Source organism: Campylobacter sp. 2018MI13 (assembly GCF_018501135.1).
Taxonomy (GTDB): Bacteria; Campylobacterota; Campylobacteria; order Campylobacterales; family Campylobacteraceae; genus Campylobacter_E.
The window spans coordinates 16716-34291 of record NZ_JAHCZC010000008.1 but is presented as its reverse complement, the minus strand read 5'-3'; the positions used below and the strand labels follow the sequence as shown (position 1 = coordinate 34291).

The 17576-nt window shown below is 26.9% G+C and carries 15 protein-coding genes; 5 read left to right on the top strand and 10 right to left on the bottom strand.

Translation table 11 applies throughout. The features are described from left to right. Positions 1–192: 192 nt before the first annotated feature. Positions 193–1560 (top strand): MFS transporter, encoded by a 1368-nt coding sequence (locus tag KJQ99_RS01730; protein WP_214149819.1) that lies wholly within the window; start codon positions 193–195, stop codon positions 1558–1560. Here KJQ99_RS01730 and KJQ99_RS01725 read toward each other — a convergent pair. The 7 genes from KJQ99_RS01725 to glmU are packed head-to-tail and all read right to left on the bottom strand — an operon-like array spanning position 1557 to position 7837. Further along, entirely contained in the window at positions 1557–2387 is an 831-nt protein-coding gene (locus tag KJQ99_RS01725; RefSeq protein WP_214117341.1) for a 1-aminocyclopropane-1-carboxylate deaminase, read from the bottom strand. The two genes, KJQ99_RS01730 and KJQ99_RS01725, sit on opposite strands and share 4 nt — an antisense overlap. After that, positions 2388–3413, bottom strand: coding sequence for an LptF/LptG family permease (locus tag KJQ99_RS01720; protein ID WP_214117340.1), 1026 nt, complete (start codon positions 3411–3413; stop codon positions 2388–2390). Next, the gene (locus tag KJQ99_RS01715) at positions 3392–4162 is read right to left on the bottom strand and encodes a prepilin peptidase (protein WP_214149818.1); all 771 of its coding nucleotides are present in this window, start codon (positions 4160–4162) and stop codon (positions 3392–3394) included. The genes KJQ99_RS01720 and KJQ99_RS01715 overlap by 22 nt, the downstream gene beginning before the upstream one ends. Further along, complete coding sequence (gene uppS, locus KJQ99_RS01710; RefSeq protein ID WP_214149817.1) at positions 4152–4823, bottom strand: polyprenyl diphosphate synthase; 672 nt, start codon at positions 4821–4823, stop codon at positions 4152–4154. The genes KJQ99_RS01715 and uppS overlap by 11 nt, the downstream gene beginning before the upstream one ends. Next, positions 4820–5395 carry a hypothetical protein gene (locus KJQ99_RS01705; protein WP_214117337.1) on the bottom strand — a complete coding sequence of 192 codons (576 nt, stop codon included), beginning with the start codon at positions 5393–5395 and terminating at the stop codon, positions 4820–4822. Before KJQ99_RS01705 ends, uppS begins: the two co-directional genes overlap by 4 nt. Continuing rightward, entirely contained in the window at positions 5388–6551 is a 1164-nt protein-coding gene (gene coaBC, locus KJQ99_RS01700; protein WP_214117336.1) for a bifunctional phosphopantothenoylcysteine decarboxylase/phosphopantothenate--cysteine ligase CoaBC, read from the bottom strand. Before coaBC ends, KJQ99_RS01705 begins: the two co-directional genes overlap by 8 nt. Continuing rightward, complete coding sequence (glmU, locus tag KJQ99_RS01695; protein ID WP_214149816.1) at positions 6551–7837, bottom strand: bifunctional UDP-N-acetylglucosamine diphosphorylase/glucosamine-1-phosphate N-acetyltransferase GlmU; 1287 nt, start codon at positions 7835–7837, stop codon at positions 6551–6553. Before glmU ends, coaBC begins: the two co-directional genes overlap by 1 nt. 73 nt (positions 7838–7910) lie before the next feature. Here glmU and fliP point away from each other — a divergent pair, with 73 nt between their 5' ends. From fliP to KJQ99_RS01675, 4 genes are read left to right on the top strand one after another with little or no spacing between them, the layout of a single operon-like run. After that, positions 7911–8645: a flagellar type III secretion system pore protein FliP gene (gene fliP / locus KJQ99_RS01690; protein WP_214117334.1), complete on the top strand. Its 735-nt coding sequence runs from the start codon at positions 7911–7913 to the stop codon at positions 8643–8645. 8 nt (positions 8646–8653) lie between these two features. Then, positions 8654–9910 carry a TolC family protein gene (locus KJQ99_RS01685; RefSeq protein WP_214149815.1) on the top strand — a complete coding sequence of 419 codons (1257 nt, stop codon included), beginning with the start codon at positions 8654–8656 and terminating at the stop codon, positions 9908–9910. An 8-nt stretch (positions 9911–9918) separates the two neighbouring features. Then, a complete protein-coding gene (locus KJQ99_RS01680) occupies positions 9919–10650 on the top strand; it encodes an efflux RND transporter periplasmic adaptor subunit (RefSeq protein WP_214117332.1) in 732 nt (243 codons plus the stop codon). Next, entirely contained in the window at positions 10651–13668 is a 3018-nt protein-coding gene (locus KJQ99_RS01675) for an efflux RND transporter permease subunit (protein WP_214149814.1), read from the top strand. Positions 13669–13701: 33 nt separating this feature from the next. On the opposite strand, the gene KJQ99_RS01670 is transcribed toward KJQ99_RS01675, so the two are convergent. The 3 genes from KJQ99_RS01670 to htpG all read right to left on the bottom strand — a co-directional run bounded on the left by KJQ99_RS01670 (position 13702) and on the right by htpG (position 17575). Then, positions 13702–14373, bottom strand: a complete 672-nt coding sequence (locus KJQ99_RS01670; RefSeq protein ID WP_214149813.1) for a hypothetical protein — start codon at positions 14371–14373, stop codon at positions 13702–13704. Positions 14374–14669: 296 nt separating this feature from the next. Further along, positions 14670–15758: a DNA adenine methylase gene (locus KJQ99_RS01665; protein WP_214149812.1), complete on the bottom strand. Its 1089-nt coding sequence runs from the start codon at positions 15756–15758 to the stop codon at positions 14670–14672. Further along, entirely contained in the window at positions 15758–17575 is a 1818-nt protein-coding gene (gene htpG / locus KJQ99_RS01660; protein WP_214149811.1) for a molecular chaperone HtpG, read from the bottom strand. The genes KJQ99_RS01665 and htpG overlap by 1 nt, the downstream gene beginning before the upstream one ends. Position 17576 lies beyond the last annotated feature (1 nt).

The following is a 17576-nucleotide window of genomic DNA, read 5'->3' as shown; positions in this document are numbered from 1 at the left end:
TTTTATGTTATCAATACTTGCATATTATAAAAGTATTATTGTGTTAAAAACTATAGCAATGCTTTCAGGTTTATCGCTATATATTCATTAATATTGTAAAAATAAAAATTATTCTTTATATAGCTCAATAATTAATACTATTTTAAAACAACTTTAAATAAAATTACTATTATTTTATTTAAAGGATTAAAGATGATTTCTTTTTTAAGACCTGTCAAAAAGGATAGGGTGGTTAAAGATGATGAGCTGCTAAGCACTTATTATAAGTATAGAAAACTTTCATTAAGTGGTGTGTTTGTTGGTTATATGGGATATTATTTAGTAAGAAACAATATTACCCTATCTACTCCATTAATTAAGACTGATTTAGCAGTAAATAATTCTGATATAGGTTTAATTACTGGTTCTATGCTAATTGCTTATGGTATTAGTAAAGGCGTTATGAGTGCTTTAAGTGATAAGGCTGACCCAAAAAGATATATGGCTTTAGGTCTTATTTTATGTGCGTTAATTAATGTATTATTAGGCTTTTGCAATGCTTTATATGCTTATGTAGGTGCTGTTATTGCACTTGGAGTTTTTCAAGGAATGGGCGTTGGACCTAGTTTTATTACTCTTGCTAATTGGTATCCTAAAAAAGAAAGAGGAATTTATACTGCTATTTGGAATATAAGCCATAATATTGGAGGGGGTTTGGTAGCTCCAATTATTTCTAAATCTGTTTTAATATTATCTCCTGTATTAGGGATTGCCGCGGCTGATTTTAATGCTACTTATTGGAAAGTAAATCACTTTTATGTCCCAGCAATTTTAGCTTTGTTAATTAGTGTTTATGTTTTATACGCTGTTAAGGGTAATCCTAAAAATGAAGGGTTAAAAGAATTAAACGAGATTAATAAATTAAGAGGTTATGAAGAAGATATTAAAAACTCAGCTTCAACTACCGATTTAAGTAGTAAAGAAATATTTGTTAAATATGTTCTAAAAAACCCTAATGCTTGGTATGTTGCTTGGATGGATACTTTTGTTTATATGATTAGATTTGGGTTGATAAATTGGCTTCCTATTTATCTTTTATCTGTAAAAGGCTTTAGTAAAGAGCAAATGCATACAGCGTTTTTATTTTTTGAATGGGCTGCAATTCCATCAACAATGTTAGCAGGAATTATATCTGATAGATTATTTAAAGGATATAGAATGCCACCTGCAATTCTTGCTGTTTGTATAATATTTTTTATGATTATTGGATATTTTACGAGCGATAATATTTACTACACTATATTTTTTGCAGCAGCAGCTGGGTGTTTAGTATATGTGCCACAATTTTTAGCAAGCGTTCAAACTATGGAAGTTGTTCCTGCTTTTGCTGTAGGTTCTTGCGTTGGTCTTCGTGGATTTATGAGCTATGTCGTAGGAGCTTCTTTAGGAACTATGCTTTTAGGTGCTATGGTTGATGCTTTTGGTTGGAATGCAGGTTTATATATGCTTTTATTTGCTTGTATTATGTGTATTGTGTTTTCTTTACTTTGCCACTTTGGTGCTAAGAATAAGAAATTTTAATTTATGAGATTATATTTTTTATTATAACGAAGTTCTAAATTCTTAGAACCAATTAATCCGCCTTGATGAATGTATAAGATATTTTCTTTTAGTTCATCAAGGTTTTCATAAATTGCCTTTAAGCAAACGCTATCATAAAGCAAATCAAACTCAATATCGCTAATATTTTTTGTTAATATAAATAGCTCTTCATAAAGATTTGCAAAATGATATTTTCTAGCAGTTTTTAATAATTTTAGCTTGGAATTTGGATTAAGTTTGTTTATTTGTTTTACAAAATATTCATTAGCATTTACGCAAGATGCTGTAAAAACTCTAGCATTTGAGAGTGTGCTTAGATATTTTTCAAGATAAATCGCACTTGTATAAGTCCCACTTGCTAATACCACATCGCAATCTAATTCATTTACAATTTTTGCTATTTCTTTTGCCATTTTATAAAAGCCAAATCTAGCATAATCTTCACAAACACCTTCGCTAATTAAAAAGCTATTATTATCATTTTTATGCAAAGTTTTTGCAAATTCTTTAGGATTATTCGCATAATAAATCACAGCATTATTTTCTAATGCACTTTTTAAATTCCCACTAATTTCGCATCTTCTAGCACAGACAAAAGAAAAATTATAATTATTATTTTTAGTCCAGAGTGCTAGTGCTTGCATAGCATTTGATTGACTTGAACCATAGCAGATTATGTGTTTATAAGGGAGTTTTAAGTCTTTAAATATATCTAATTTTCTTGCTTTATTGCCGTTAATTTCGCCTAATAAATCATCTCTTAAAATAATCATATTTTTATTAAAAATCTTAAGAGTTGAAAACATTTAATACCTTGATAAAATCTTTTTCCTAAAGCAAATCTTAGAAATTATTAGCGAAGTGAAAAATACAAAAGTAATAGTATAAAAATGATAATTTAAAAACATCATCATAGGAACTAGATAAATTATCAAAAACACAAGCATAGCTAAATACTCGTGGCTTTTTTCATATCTTGAGCTAATAATGCTAAATGCTAGTGCGTAATGAACACTTGCAATAGGAAGTAGGCTAAGTAGGACATAAATTACTAATTCTTTTGATTTTGAAGGGGTTTTATAATCTTTCCAATAGTCTTTAAATGATTGAATATTAGTAATTTTTGAATTAATTAAGGTGCTAAAGCTAAGGTTTTTAATCTTTGCAATTTCTGTATTTTGCTTGAAATTATATAGCATTACATTGTCTAAATTAAATGTGATTTTATTATCTTCGTTTAGGATTGTTCCTTGATTGGCTAATAATATTTGTTCGTTTTTAGAATTTGTTTTTGGCAAATATAAAACAATATTTTTATAAATTCCATTCTCTAATTCATCTGCAAAATATATATAATCTCCTAATTTTTGACCAAAATTAGCATTTTTAAGATTAATTTTAGAAAAGGCTTTTTTATAATCAATAAAATTATCATATAAAGAAAAACTAAGCGGCATTAAAACTATGCTAATTACTAATAAAACCAAACTTACTATAAAGGCTAAAAAGCTAATAAAATTAGCTATTTTTCTAGGGTTTAATCCTAGAGAAAAAAGCATAATTATTTCGTTTTCTTTAGATAATCTTAGAATACACATAAAACATGTAATAAAAAAGCTAATAGGAGTAGTAAAAATGATGAGTTTTACACTCATAAGAGAATATAATTTAAATAATTCATATAAGCTTAATTCTATATAAGAAGTAATTTTTGCTATTTGAAATAAGACAATGATAGAGCTTACTAAAAATAGCGTTAAAAATATTGATAAAAAAGAGCCTATGAATTGTCTAAATAAATATTTTTTAATCATTGCACATAATCTAAACAAAATTGCCCAACGCTAGGGAAAAACCATACTAAAGCAAGTCCTATGCTTAAAAATGGTATGAAAGGAACTTGTATGTTTTCCTTGCCTTTTATTCTTAGATACATAAAAACAGGCAAACTCACAACAGCTCCTAAAAATATAGCCACAAAACCAAGTTTAATTCCTAATAAGGCTCCAATTAATGCCATTATTTCAATATCAGCTTCGCCCATTACTTGAATACATTCATCATCGCTTTTTGCTTTTGCATTCATTATGCTCTCTATTAAAGATTTTAGCAAATACGCACCACCTGCAAAGATTAAAGCATCTTTAAAACTACTTATTGAATGAGTATAAATTAGAGCAAAAATCAAAGTTAGCATTAAAGTAAAGCTAGGCACAGCAAGGTAGCGAACATCAATAATGCAAAGTGCAAATAATAAGCTAAATGATAATGCTAAGCAAATAGAATAAGCAAGATTTTCTAAACTACTAATATCTATGCAATATAAAAATATAAAGCCAACAATTAGTTCAATTAATGGATACTGAATGCTTATTTTGCTTTTACAAAACCCACATTTACCACCTAAAACTAGCCAAGAAATAATAGGGATATTGTGATAGAATTTCAATTTGTTATTACAGCTTCCACAAGAACTTGGCGGATAAAAAACACTTTTTCTCTCAGGTAGTCTTAAAATCAATACATTTAAAAACGAGCCAAAAACAAGCCCAAATATAAAAACCAAAATACTAAACTCCACCGAAATTCCTTTTACAAATTCTATAATTTTTAATAATTTCTTTTAATTCATCTTCTTTAAAATCTGGAAACAAAGTAGGGGTAAAAACAAACTCTGCATAAGCACATTGCCAAAGTAAGAAATTTGAAATCCTAAAATGTCCGCCAGTTCTAATCAATAAATCAACATTGTTTTTAATATCTAAATATTTATTAAAATTATTTTCATCTATTTCTTCATCACTTGCTTTTAATTTTTTAAAAGCTCTTAAAATCTCATCTTTTCCGCCGTAATTTATGCCTAGATTAAAAATAATTCTTGAGTAATTTTTAGTTTTTTCTTCAAACTCATTAATTAAATTCTTAGTATCTACATCAAGAACACTAATATCTCCAAAGCTTTTAAATCTAATTTCGTTTTTTATAAAATTGTTTAATTCACTAGATAAGTATTCTTTAAGTAGTTTGAAAATAAACTCAATTTCTTCTTTAGGTCTTTTCCAATTTTCGGTAGAAAATGCAAACAAACTAAGCTCTAAAACGCCTTCTTCAATACAAGCTTTTACCAATCTTTCAATAGTTTTTGCACCTGCTTTATGCCCGAAACTTCTTAATAAACCTTGATTTTTAGCCCATCTGCCATTACCATCCATAATGATTGCTAAATGATTTAACTCATTCATAAATTTCCTTTATAACTAAGGCTAAAAAAATCATCTTTATAAGTAGTCAATTCTACATTTTGCGAATATTCAAAGCAGATTTTTTGAACCTTAGAAAAGCTAGTTAATATTTTATTATCATTTAAAAAAAGGCTTAATTTAGCAAAAACATCATAATAAATTGCTAATTCATTTTTTTTCTTTCTATATTCAATTAATATAGGTTTTCCTTCAAGCAAACAAGGTAAATATAAAATATCTTCATTCAAAGCAAAAAGCATTGTTTTATAGCATTCATAATCTGATTTTTGATTTGTTTGGATTAATGAATTAATTAGCGTGTATTTAAAATCATCTCTAAAAGCGATTTTTAATAACTCAAAACAATCATAATCAATATAGGCAAAAACCTTATCAGCTTGAAGATTTTTAAAGACTAAACTATCATAAATTTCAGCTAAATAATAGGTATTTGGCTCTAAATTAATGTTTGATTTTGTGGTTAATTCTTTTTTACCAATTAATAATTTATAGCGATTAAACATTAATTTATCAATTACTTTAAATTTAATTGGCAAAACATCATTAAACATCAGCTTTTACTCTATCAAAAATAATTTTTGCTAAGTTTTCTTTAGTATCAAAATACCCTTCACTAATGCCTGAATAATCACAGAAAAATATTTCGTTTTTACTTGAGCCAAATTGAGTATGTTCTCCTAAAATATTAAGACATAATAAGCTTAAACCTTTATTGACTAAAGCTTTTTTTGCATTATCATAGGCAGTTTTTTCATCACACTCTAGTTTAAAGCCGATTTTTTTACCCGAAAAATTAAAAGTAGCTAATAAATCATCATTAGGTCTTATTTTGATATTAAATTCTTCATCAAATTCATCTCTTTTTATTTTTCTTTCTTGTTTGATAGGGATAAAATCACTAACCGCAGCACACATAAATAAATAATCAAATTCTTTATAATCTTGCATTAAGGCTTTTAATTCAGCACTTGTATCGTAGCTTAATTGTGTGAAATTTTCATTTTTAATCTCATCACATCTAGCCTTTAAATACACCACATTTGCACCCCTTAAATAAGCTTGTTTAGCTAGTGCATCTGACATAGTTCCACTTGAATAATTTCCTATATTTCTTACCAAATCAATGCTCTCACGAGTGCCGCCACCTGTTATTAAAATATTTTTTCCCATATAGAATTTATCTTTATAAATTTCTCTTAAAGTTGCTAGAAAAATATCTTTTGTATTAGCTAAAGCTCCTATGCCAAATTCTTTACAAGCTAAGGTTTTGCTAATTGGCTTTACTATTTTTACACCTAAACTCTTTAAATATTCTAAGCTTTTTTGTGTTTGACTTGCTAAATACATATTAGTATTTGCTGCAGGTGCTATTATTAGTGGTTTGTTTGAAGCAATTAAGGTGCTTAAAAATACATTATCACAAACTCCATTAGCTAGTTTATTTATTGAATTAACACTAGCAGGAGCAAATACAACAGCATCACAATCTTTTGAAAACATTATGTGATTTTTGTCGTTTTCCCAACTTTCATTCTCACTTGTTAAAACACTTTCACATAATGCTTCATAAGCTAATTTATTTACGAATTTCAAAGCCCCATCACTTAATAAAGCTTTTACTTTAATTCCTTCTTCTTTAAACATAGAAATTAATTCAAAGCTTTTATAAAAGCTAATACTTCCACTAACACATAATAATACTTTCATTAAAAATCCTTAAAATTATTAAAAATCACGCCTTTATTACGCTCTATAAATAAATCTTTTGCTTTTAATTTAGCAGCGTCTTTATTGCTAATCGTGCTACCTGCTGCAATTAAAGTATCGCTAGGTATGTTAATTGGTGCTATTAGGTTTGAGTTTGAGCCTATGAAGACATTTTTACCGATTTTGCTTAGGTGTTTGTTTTTGCCATCGTAATTACAAATTATTACACCACAGCCAATATTTACACCGCTACTAATCTCGCAATCTCCTAAATAAGCTAAATGCCCAGCTTTTACATCTTCTAATTTTGCATTTTTGCATTCTACGAAATTACCGATTTTACTATCTTTAATAACGCATTTTGGACGAATTCTAGCCATTGGCCCTATGCTTGAATTAGTTATCTCACTATTTTCTATAACGCTATTTGCTAAGATTTTTGAGCTTTTTATAATAGAATTTGCCTTAATCACAACTCCGCTTTCAATCTCACAATCATTGCTAATTTGTGTATCAAGCTCTATGAAAATACTATCTTTATTATGCATAATAACGCCATTTATAAGCAATTCATCTTTTATTCTTTTTTGCATAATTTGCTCGGCTTGTTCTAAATCTAATTTATTATTAATGCCTAAAAACTCAATCTCATCAAAGGTGCATTCACTAACGCTTATTTTATCATCTATAGCCATTTTGATAATATCAGTTAGATAATATTCTTTTTGAGCGTTGTTGTTGTTTAGCTTAGGAATGTAAGTTTTTAATATATCTTTACTGATTTTATAAATTCCAGCATTACATAAAGTGCATTTTAATTCTTCATTGTTTGCATCTTTTGTTTCTACAATTTTACTTATTTTGTCATTTTCTTTAATCACTCTTCCGTAAGAATTAGCACTATATTTATTAAAAGTGCTTAAAACTATTTTAGAATTTGTATTAGCTATAATTTTTAGACTATTTTGTGTGATTAAAGGCATATCAGCATTTAAAATCAACGCTTCTTCGTATTTTGGCTCATAATTTATTAAAGCCCCGCCTGTGCCTTTATGATTTTGCATATCTTGATATATATATTTTAAATTAGAATAATCTTTTAAATGCTCTTTTATAGCGTCTGCTTGATGGTGTAAAATCAAAGTTATATCATCACTAAGTTGCAAAGCATTTTCAATAATAATTTTAATTAAAGATTTCCCACAAATTGTATGCAAAGGTTTTGCTAAATTACTATTCATTCTAGTGCCAAAACCAGCTGCTAGTATTACTATGCTTAATTTCATATTTTTCCTTTAGATTTTAAGAAAATGTTAGCAAGTTTTGGATAACATTTTTAAAAACTATTTAAGGAAATTAGTGAAAAAACTATTGCTTTTATTATTGTTTTCAGTGTTTATTTACGCTGATACTCCACTTAGCGTTCCTACATTAAATCTAAATCTAAGCGCACCAGAAACGCCTAGCCAATTAGTAACTACTTTAAATGTAGTCATAGTTTTAACTATATTGGCTTTAGCTCCTAGTATTATATTTGTATGCACTTCGTTTTTAAGATTAGTTATAGTGTTTTCGTTTATGAGACAAGCTATGGGAACACAAGCAATGCCGCCTAATACAATTTTAATATCTTTAGCACTTGTGATAACTTTTTTTATAATGCAACCAGCTGCTAATAAATCTTATGAAACAGGCATTAAGCCTTATTTGGAAGAAAAAATAGGTTATGAAGAAGCATTTGCATTAAGTGTTAAGCCGTTTAAAGAATTTATGCTTAAAAATACTAGAGAAAAGGATTTAGCACTATTTTATCGCTTAAGAAATATTGATAATCCTAAGAGTATTGATGATGTAGATTTAGTAACTTTAGTTCCTGCTTTTATGATTAGTGAATTAAAAACTGCATTTGAGATAGGATTTTTGCTATACTTACCTTTTTTAGTAATTGATATGGTTGTATCATCGGTATTAATGGCTATGGGTATGATGATGTTGCCGCCGGTTATGATATCTTTACCATTTAAAATTCTAATATTTGTCTTAGTTGATGGTTGGAATTTATTAATTGGTAATTTGGTTAAAAGTTTTACATAGGAAAAAATATGAAAAAATTATCTTTAATTTTATTAAGTCTTAGTTTGCTGAATGCAACTAGCTTAAAAACTATGCTAGAAAGTATTGAGAATAATGAGCAATTAAAAGCTAAAAATTATGAAACTTTAAGCAAAGAAGAAAGTGCAAAAAGCGTAAAATACAAATACTATCCTAGTGCTACTTTACAAGTTGGATTTGTTAGTTTTGATTATGATAGATATATAATAAATCCAAATAATTTAACAAATGTGAGCTTAGCAATAGATGCTTTAATTTATGATGGTAAAAGAAATTCTAATATAAATCTTGCGAAAAAAAATCACGAATTAAGTCAAATTGAATTAGAAAAGGCTAAAAATGAATTGGAATTTAATTTAGCAAGTTTATATTATTCTTATTTAGCTTTAATTGAAAATATTGAATATAAAGAGCAGAATTTAAAATATTTAAATGCGAGTTTAAGTAGATTAGAAAATTTAAACAAAGTAGGCTTAAGACCTAATGATGAGCTAGAAATATTTAGAGCAAAAGTAGAATTAAATAAAAGTGAATTAAATAATTTAAATTATCAAAAAGATGAGATATTAAGTAATATTTATTTAATAACTAATAATAATTTTATTCCTACAAAAGGCAGTGCTATTATTTATGAAGATAGTGCTAATAAATCTTATGATATTAAAATAAATTCTTTAAAAGAAGAGATGAGCGAGCTTAATAAGGATTTATCATTAGCACCATTTAAACCTACTATTTTTGTAAAAAATATTGTGGGATTTTCAAAAAATAATTTTAATTATTCTTTATATGCTCCGTTTGATATGATAGTAAAAGAAAGAGTAAAAGAAAAAATGTTTTCAAATATATTTATGCTAGGTTTATCTTGGAATGTTTTTTCTTTTGGAGCTGACAAAAAAGCTTATGAGAGTGCAAAACTTAGTAATTTAGCCGCTAAAGAAATGAATATATATAGTAAAAAATCAGTTAGTGAAAAGGAAAAACTATTAATTCAAAAAATTTCATTTTTACAAGAAGAAATCAATGCCAATGAAAAGCTTTTAAATGCTAGCAAAATTGCTTATGAGAGTATTGCTAAAAAATATGAAGCTGGACTTGTTGGATATGTTGAATATTTAAATTCTTTAGAAACTATGCAAGGAGCTTTGGCGAAGCTTAGCTTAAGTAAAGCTAAATTTGAAATAACTAAGGCAGAATTATTACTTGCTAAAGGTATTATTATTAAAGATTTTGTAATTGATTTATAGGAGAAATGTTGAAAAAATTATTATTTTTGTTAATTAGTCTTAATTTATTTGCAGATTCTATTTATGCTAGTTTTGATGTGGTTGCTCAAAAAAGTGCTAAATTGTCATTGCAGTCTTTTGGAATTGTAAATAAGATTAATGTAGATGTAGGTAAAAGCGTGAAAAAAGGTGATATTTTATTAGAACTTGATAGTTCAATTGAGCAAGTTGGATTAGAAGAATCAAATGTTCAACAAAAATTAGCAAATGAAGCTTTAACTTTAGCAATTAGCACTCTTAAAAGATACGAGCAAGTAAAATCAGTATTGAATGAACAAATTTTAGATGAAATTAATTTTAAAAAAAGCGAAGCAGAACAAAGACTAAAATCAGCAAGAATGTCTAGTAAAAAATATGAAACTTTAATAAATCAAAAAAAATTAAAAGCTCCTTTTGATGGAGTAATTACGGCAAAATATATTGAAGTTGGAGAAGGCGTAGCAAGTCCTAATCAACCTTTATTGATTTTAGATAGTTACCCTGAAGTTAAATTACTTTTAAGTTTTGATGAAAAGTATTCTGATAAGGTTAAAGTAGGTAATACTTATGAATATAGTATAAATGGTTTAAATATGAAGGGTGTAATTAGTAAGGTATATCCAAATATAGATATAAAAACTAGAAAAATTTATGCAGAAGTCTTAGCAAATGATATACAAATTGGTTCATTTGGAGATGGTTATATTATTACGGATAAATAAATGTTAAAAATTGCAATTAATAGACCTGTTACTATTTTGATGACTTTTTTAGGGTTATTGATTTTTGGTGTTATATCAATTTTTACAATGCCAATTAATTTATATCCTAATGTTGATATTCCACTTGTTAAAATCACTACATTTGCAAATGCTGATTTAAGCTATGTAGAATCTCAAATTACTAAAAAGTTAGAAAATCAAATTTCAGGTGTTAGCCAGATAAAAAGAATTAGTTCAAAAAGTTTTAATAATCTAAGCGTAATAGTCGTAGAATTTGAACTAGGTAAAGATTTAGAAATAGCAGTAAATGATATTCGTGAAAAAATATCAAAAATGAAATTAGAATACCCACCAAGTGTTGAAAAAGTCTCATCAGATGCAGGTGCAGTTATGAGTATTTTTATTTCATCTAAGCAATTAGATGATAAGGCTTTGATGCAAATTATTGAAGATGATATAGAAGGTGATTTCCAGCGTATAAAGGGCGTTGGAGAAGTTAAAATGGTAGGTTATTTAAAAAATAACATAAAAATAGATTTAAATTTAGATGAATTAAATAAATACCATATTAATTCTTTAGATGTAGCAAAACTAATAAAAATGCAGAATTTTAAAACTTTTTTAGGAAGTATTGAAAATGAAGCTAAAAATATAACTATTAAAGGTTATTTCGACTCAAATAGTATAGAAGAATTAGAGCAATTAAGAATAGCTCCAGGAGTATTTTTAAAAGATGTAGCAGATATTAGTATAGGATATACTTTAAAAGATAGTTATGCTCATTTTAATGGAGATAATGGGGTTTTAGTAGAGCTTAAAAAAATCACAGGTCAAAATAGCTTAGAAGTTGCTAAAAATATTAAACAAGCCTTAATAGGTATTCAAGATTATCATAAAAATATAGAATTTGAAGTTGTTTATGATAAATCAGAAAATATTACAAAGCATATAAATCAAGTTGTATTTGATATGTGTTTAGGGGTGATTTTAACAATTTTAATAGTATTTTTATTTTTAAGAAATATTAGTGCTACTATTATTGCTAGCATTGCAATTCCTACTTCAATTATTTCAAGTTTTTTTCTAATAGATTTATTTGGATACGATTTAAATCGCTTGACATTAATAGCACTTACTTTATCTATTGGTATATTCGTAGATGATGCAATAGTTGTAATTGAAAATATTAGTAAAAAAATTAAGGCAGAGAAAAATGCTTTATATGCAAGCTATGAAGGTATTAAGGATATTGCTTTTTCTGTATTTAGTATCAGTATAGTTTTATTATGCGTGTTTATTCCGATTTCGTTTATGAATAGTATTTCTGGTTTGTTTTTTAATACATTAGGAATGAGTGTTGCCTTTGGAGTAATTATATCGTTTTTAGTTTGTGTATTTTTAGTCCCAACCATCAGTGCTAGATTTTTAAATGTTAAAGAGAGTAAGTTTCACGATAATACAGAAAAGTATTTTACTAGACTAGAACAATGGTATGAAAATACTCTTGATACTATATTAGAATACAAAAAGATTTTTATAGGTATTATTTTTATTTTATGTGCTTTATCTTTTTCTTTAGCACCTAAAATAGGACTTGATTTCTTACCTATGGAAGATGATAGCGAACTACAAGTTCAAATAGAATCTAAAAAAGATTTATCAATAGAAGTTATGGAAGCTAAATCTTTAGAAGTCTTAAAGCAAATTAAAGAAAATAAAAATGTAGATTATGCTTATTTATTAGTAGGCTACGATGATGCAAAAGATAGAAAAAAATCTAAAATATATGTTAAGCTAAAACCTTTAAATGAAAGAACCGAAAGACAAAAAGAAGTAGTATCTAATCTAAGAGATAGTTTGAGTTTAAAAGAATTTAAAATCAAAGTTTTAGAAATACCTAAATTTGAAGGTGCAGGTATTGATGAGCCAGTTCAATTTGTATTATTAGGTGATGATTTTTCTTCTTTAGTAAGTGCTAGTAGAAGAGCGAAAAATATTTTAAGTGAATTAAAAGGCGTTGTTGATATTAGTGATGATATTGATGCTTATGCAGATGTTTTAGCTATTTATATAGATAAAGAAAAAGCAAGAAAATTAAATGTAAATACCCAAGAATTAGCAGGGATAATTCAAACTTCTTTTGCACACGCTAATGTCGGGGTATTAGATGGTTTAAAAGATAGTAAAGATATATTTATTCAACTTGAAAAAGTATCTAAAGAAGATATGAAATCGCTTGAGAAAATACAAATAAGAACTATGGATAATAATTTAATTAGCCTATTAAATGTAGTAAATATTAGGCTAATTAAGGATAGTAGTAGTATTAATAGACTTAACAAAACTCGTTCAGTAAAAATTACTGCAGGGGTTGATAGAGTTTCTTTAGACGAGGTTAAGGCAAAACTAGAAACTAATATGAGTAAGATTATGCAAAATACTGGATTAAGATATACTTTTACTGGTTTTATTGACCTTTTAGAAGAAACAATGATAGGGTTTGCTATGGTTATGCTTTTATCATTTTTATTAATTTATTTAGTATTAGCAGCTCTTTACGAAAGCTTTATCGTTCCATTTGTAATAATGATTACAATGCCACTTGCGTTTGCAGGAGCTTGTATTGGTCTTTATTTGACAGGCAATACATTTTCTTTATTTGTTTTGGTTGCTCTTATTTTGTTATTTGGAATGGTTGGCAAAAATGCAATTTTATTAATTGATGTTGCAAATAAATTATGTGATAGCGGAGTAGGGGTTAAAGAAGCTCTTAAAATAGCGGGCAAAAGTAGAATTAGAGCGATATTAATGACTACGATTGCTATGATTTTTGCAATGCTACCTTTAGCTATTTCACACGGAGCTGGTTATGAGAGTAATTCTCCTATGGCAGTTGCAGTAATTAGTGGTCTTATTAGTTCAACCATATTAACACTTTTTGCTATTCCTGCAATTTATGAAGTATGCTATAAATTAGATAGAAAGTTAAAAAGAATTTATAAAAGAGATTTAATTTAAGGTTTTTTATCTTTTGGATAAAAAACCTAAGTTTTAAAATGAATAGCCTAATCCTATTCCAAAATTAACGCCTTTACCTACTAAATTATTGTCATAGCCTACTTTTACTTGAGTATAAAATCCATTAAGTTGTCTTGAAATACTATAACCTAATGATATATCTCCTGCTAGGACTGATTTTTCTTTTATATTATTGTTTGTGTAGTGTTTGGCAAATAATCTCATTCCAAGTATTAAATTGCTGTCCAAATACGATTTAGCAGCAATTCCTAGCGTTAATAGATTTGATTTTAAATTCTTATTAAAATTAGCGTTTTTTATAATATCACTACTTAAATTATATTTAGCCTTTTCATATCCTACACCGCCTAATAAAGAAAGTGATATATTGTAAATATCATTATAAAATCCATATCCACCTAAAGCTGTGAAATTATATAAATCAATATCAGTTTTGCTTCCTTGATTGCCTATAAAAAACCTTGAATATATATTAAAATGGCTAAAGTCTATTCCACCTACAAAATCATTATCATAATTATCCATTTTATATAAATATACACTTGCGTTTAAGGTGCTAGATAAATCATTGTCAAAAATATTATTTTTATCTTTAATACTTGCACCTAGAGTGTTAAATTCTATAAAAGTTTGAGATATTAATAAATTGCTACAACAAAGTAAAGAAAAAATGATTTTTTTCATAAAAACTCCTTAAATAATTTATACAAATAATATTTGCATAGGTAATTATATTTTAAATATTATATCTATGGATAATATAAATAATAATTTTTATTAATTAGTATTTTTATCAAACAATAATAATAAAGCTTTTGATTTTATAAACAAATAATTTGCAAGAGAGTATTTAAATTATTTAATTATAAATATACATATTTATGTTGATTTTAAGTATTTATTATATAAAGTATAAATTGTAGATAACAACTGGACTTTAGTTAGTTTTTATGATTAAGCATATTAAATCATATATTATTTTATATTTTTTTAAGGATATATAAAATCTCTTTTACATGGATTTTACGATTGTTTAGATTTCTACTTGCTCTAAAGGTATTATATTTTTGCTCTAATATATTTAAGCTACCAAATTTTAAAAGAGTATTTTTAAATTCATCTTCACTTATTATGCCTTCGTTGTTATATGAGATTAAAATTATTTTTGCTTTTAGATTGTTTATTAGTTCAAAAAAGCTTTCGCTAGCTGTTTTTTTAGAATTATAAACGCTTTTATTCCAATCCTTTGTAATACCTGAAACCTTAGAAATATCTTGTGGTTTAATATAATTTGTAATTAGATTTAGCATAAAATAATTTGAGCCATAAGGGTGTTGATTGTAAGGTGGGTCAATATAGCATAAATCACAATCAAGCTCATTTGCTAAAACATTTGCGTCTTGCCAAAACACATTAAAAGGCACATTATGGTTTGAAAAAATAGGCATTGCTAATTCAATATTAGCAATGATTCTACTAAGAGCATTTTTGCCACTTCCGCCCCATTCTCCTATGCCGTTTTTATTTTTGTAAAAGCCTTTAAAAACACCACTTGTATTTACTTTTACACTAGCTTCATATAAAAGTGGTGCTAAAAAGTATTTTTTATATTTGTGATTTTCTAGCAATAATCTTGCTGTATCAATATAACTAGCATTATAATTTGTATAAAAAGCTCTATCATTTTGAGTGATATTTAGCTCATCTTTAGGAGAGTAAAGCTCTCTTATAAAGCCGTTTTCATTAAAATTATTAATGATTTGCTCTTTTAGTTTTTTATGCTCTATTTCAAGCTCTTTATAAAAATTATTATCAATATTTGATAAATAGCATTCGTTGATTGCTTTACTATAACTTTCTAAATCATTTGCTATTAAATAGTTTGAGTGTTGTTTTAAAAATCTTGCGACAATGCCACTACCACTAAACAAATCAACCGAGCTTAATTTATCTTTTTTAAGCTCGGTTTTTGCATATTTTACGCCTTTTTCAATAAAGCCTAATAATGAGCGTTTATTGCCTAAATAAGTAATTATTTGTTCGCTTAAATAGGCTTTGTTTTCTTGCATTAAAACGCTTTTTTAGCTAGATTTATAACAGCTTCGTTAAACTCACTAACTTTAGCAAATTCTAAGCCTTGAGCAAGTGCTGCGGTGCCATAAGCTATAAATGCTAGATTTTTAAGGCTATCTTCGTTATTTTCGTTTATTAGTTTTGCTACTAATTCGTGTTTTGCATTTAATTGTAAAACGCCTTTAGCATTCATTTTTTCTCCGTTAAATTGAGCCATCATTTTAGCCATCATATATTCTTGGTCTTTAGTATCATAAACTAAGCTTGATAATGAGCTTTCTAAAGAATTAGATAAAACTACTTCTTTTACATCATTTTCTAATATTTTGCTTAGTTTTTCACAAAAGCCTTTTTGCTCTTCGTTTAATTCATCTTTTTTGATTTCATCAACTTCGTTTATAGCTTTTAAATCAAAATCTTTATATTTATGAACCATAGGAATTACGATTGGGTCAATCTTGTCGCTTAAAAGCAATACATTTATGCCATTTTTTTTGTAGCTTTCAAGTAAAGGTGAGTGTTTTAATAATTCTTTGTTTTCACCGATTAGATAATAAATAGTTTTATTTTCGCCTAAATTAGCACAATATTCATCAAGTGTGATTTGACTATCGTTTTGACTATTATCAAATTTGCATAATGCTAAAATTTCATCTTTGTTTGCACTTGGGTCAAACAATGCTTCTTTTAATACAGCACCAAATAATTTATAAAACTCATCATATTTATTAGCGTCATTTTTTTGTAATTTTTCTAATTCACCTAAAATCTTTTTAGTGCTGATTTCTTTGATTTTTCTTAAAATTACATTTTCTTGTAGTATCTCACGACTTACATTTAAAGGTAAATCCTCAACATCAAGCACACCTTTAACAAATCTTAAGTAACTTGGTAAAATCTCTTCTTTTTCGCTAATTAATACTCTTTTTACATAAAGTTTTATACCTTTTTCATAATCTACTCTATATAAATCGTGTGGAGCATTTGCAGGGATAAAAAATAAGCTTGAATATTCTAAAGAACCGCCTTCGCTTTTAGTATGAACATATAAAATCGGCTCTTTACTATCATAACTTATGCCTTCATAGAATTTTAAATAATCTTCTTTTTTAAGACTTGCTTTGTTTTCTCTCCATAAAGCTTTTGCTTTATTGATTTGCTCGAATTTTAATTCAGTTTTAGCGTTTTCTCCTTCTCCAACACTTATCTCTTTTTCTAAGAAAATCGGATAAGAAATATGATTTGAATACTTGCTAACTAGGTTTTCAATAGTGTGAGTGTTTAAAAACTCATCATCTTTTAAATGTAGAACTATTTTTGTGCCAAAACTATCTTTATTTGTTTTAGTGATTTCATAACCATTTGTATCAGAACTCCACAAAAACGAATCATTGCTTAAGGCTTTTTTAGTATAAACTTCAATTTTATTTGCAACCATAAATGCTGAATAAAATCCAACACCAAATTGACCTATCAAATCGCTATTTTTCTTAGCATCTTCGCTTAAATTTTCTAAGAATTTCTTAGTTCCACTTGAAGCAATTGTGCCTAAATTATTATTTAAATCAGCTTCGTCCATACCTATGCCGTTATCTTCTATGATTAATAATTTAGCGTCTTTATTAATGCTAATTTTAATACTAGGATTAAAGCTAATTCCTTTATAAGCTTCATCGCTAAGGCTTAAGAAATTTAGCTTATCTATAGCGTCGCTTGAGTTTGATATAAGCTCTCTTAAAAATATTTCTTTATTTGAGTAAAGTGAATGAATCATTAAATTAAGTAATTGATTTACTTCGGTTTTAAATTCCATA

Coding starts and splice junctions, on each gene's coding strand:
- KJQ99_RS01670 (WP_214149813.1), bottom strand. CDS start 14,373: ATGAAAAAAATCATTTTTTCTTTACTTTGTTGTAGCAATTTATTAATA.
- KJQ99_RS01665 (WP_214149812.1), bottom strand. CDS start 15,758: ATGCAAGAAAACAAAGCCTATTTAAGCGAACAAATAATTACTTATTTA.
- KJQ99_RS01705 (WP_214117337.1), bottom strand. CDS start 5,395: ATGTTTAATGATGTTTTGCCAATTAAATTTAAAGTAATTGATAAATTA.
- KJQ99_RS01685 (WP_214149815.1), top strand. CDS start 8,654: ATGAAAAAATTATCTTTAATTTTATTAAGTCTTAGTTTGCTGAATGCA.
- coaBC (WP_214117336.1), bottom strand. CDS start 6,551: ATGAAAGTATTATTATGTGTTAGTGGAAGTATTAGCTTTTATAAAAGC.
- htpG (WP_214149811.1), bottom strand. CDS start 17,575: ATGGAATTTAAAACCGAAGTAAATCAATTACTTAATTTAATGATTCAT.
- uppS (WP_214149817.1), bottom strand. CDS start 4,823: ATGAATGAGTTAAATCATTTAGCAATCATTATGGATGGTAATGGCAGA.
- KJQ99_RS01730 (WP_214149819.1), top strand. CDS start 193: ATGATTTCTTTTTTAAGACCTGTCAAAAAGGATAGGGTGGTTAAAGAT.
- glmU (WP_214149816.1), bottom strand. CDS start 7,837: ATGAAATTAAGCATAGTAATACTAGCAGCTGGTTTTGGCACTAGAATG.
- KJQ99_RS01675 (WP_214149814.1), top strand. CDS start 10,651: ATGTTAAAAATTGCAATTAATAGACCTGTTACTATTTTGATGACTTTT.
- KJQ99_RS01725 (WP_214117341.1), bottom strand. CDS start 2,387: ATGTTTTCAACTCTTAAGATTTTTAATAAAAATATGATTATTTTAAGA.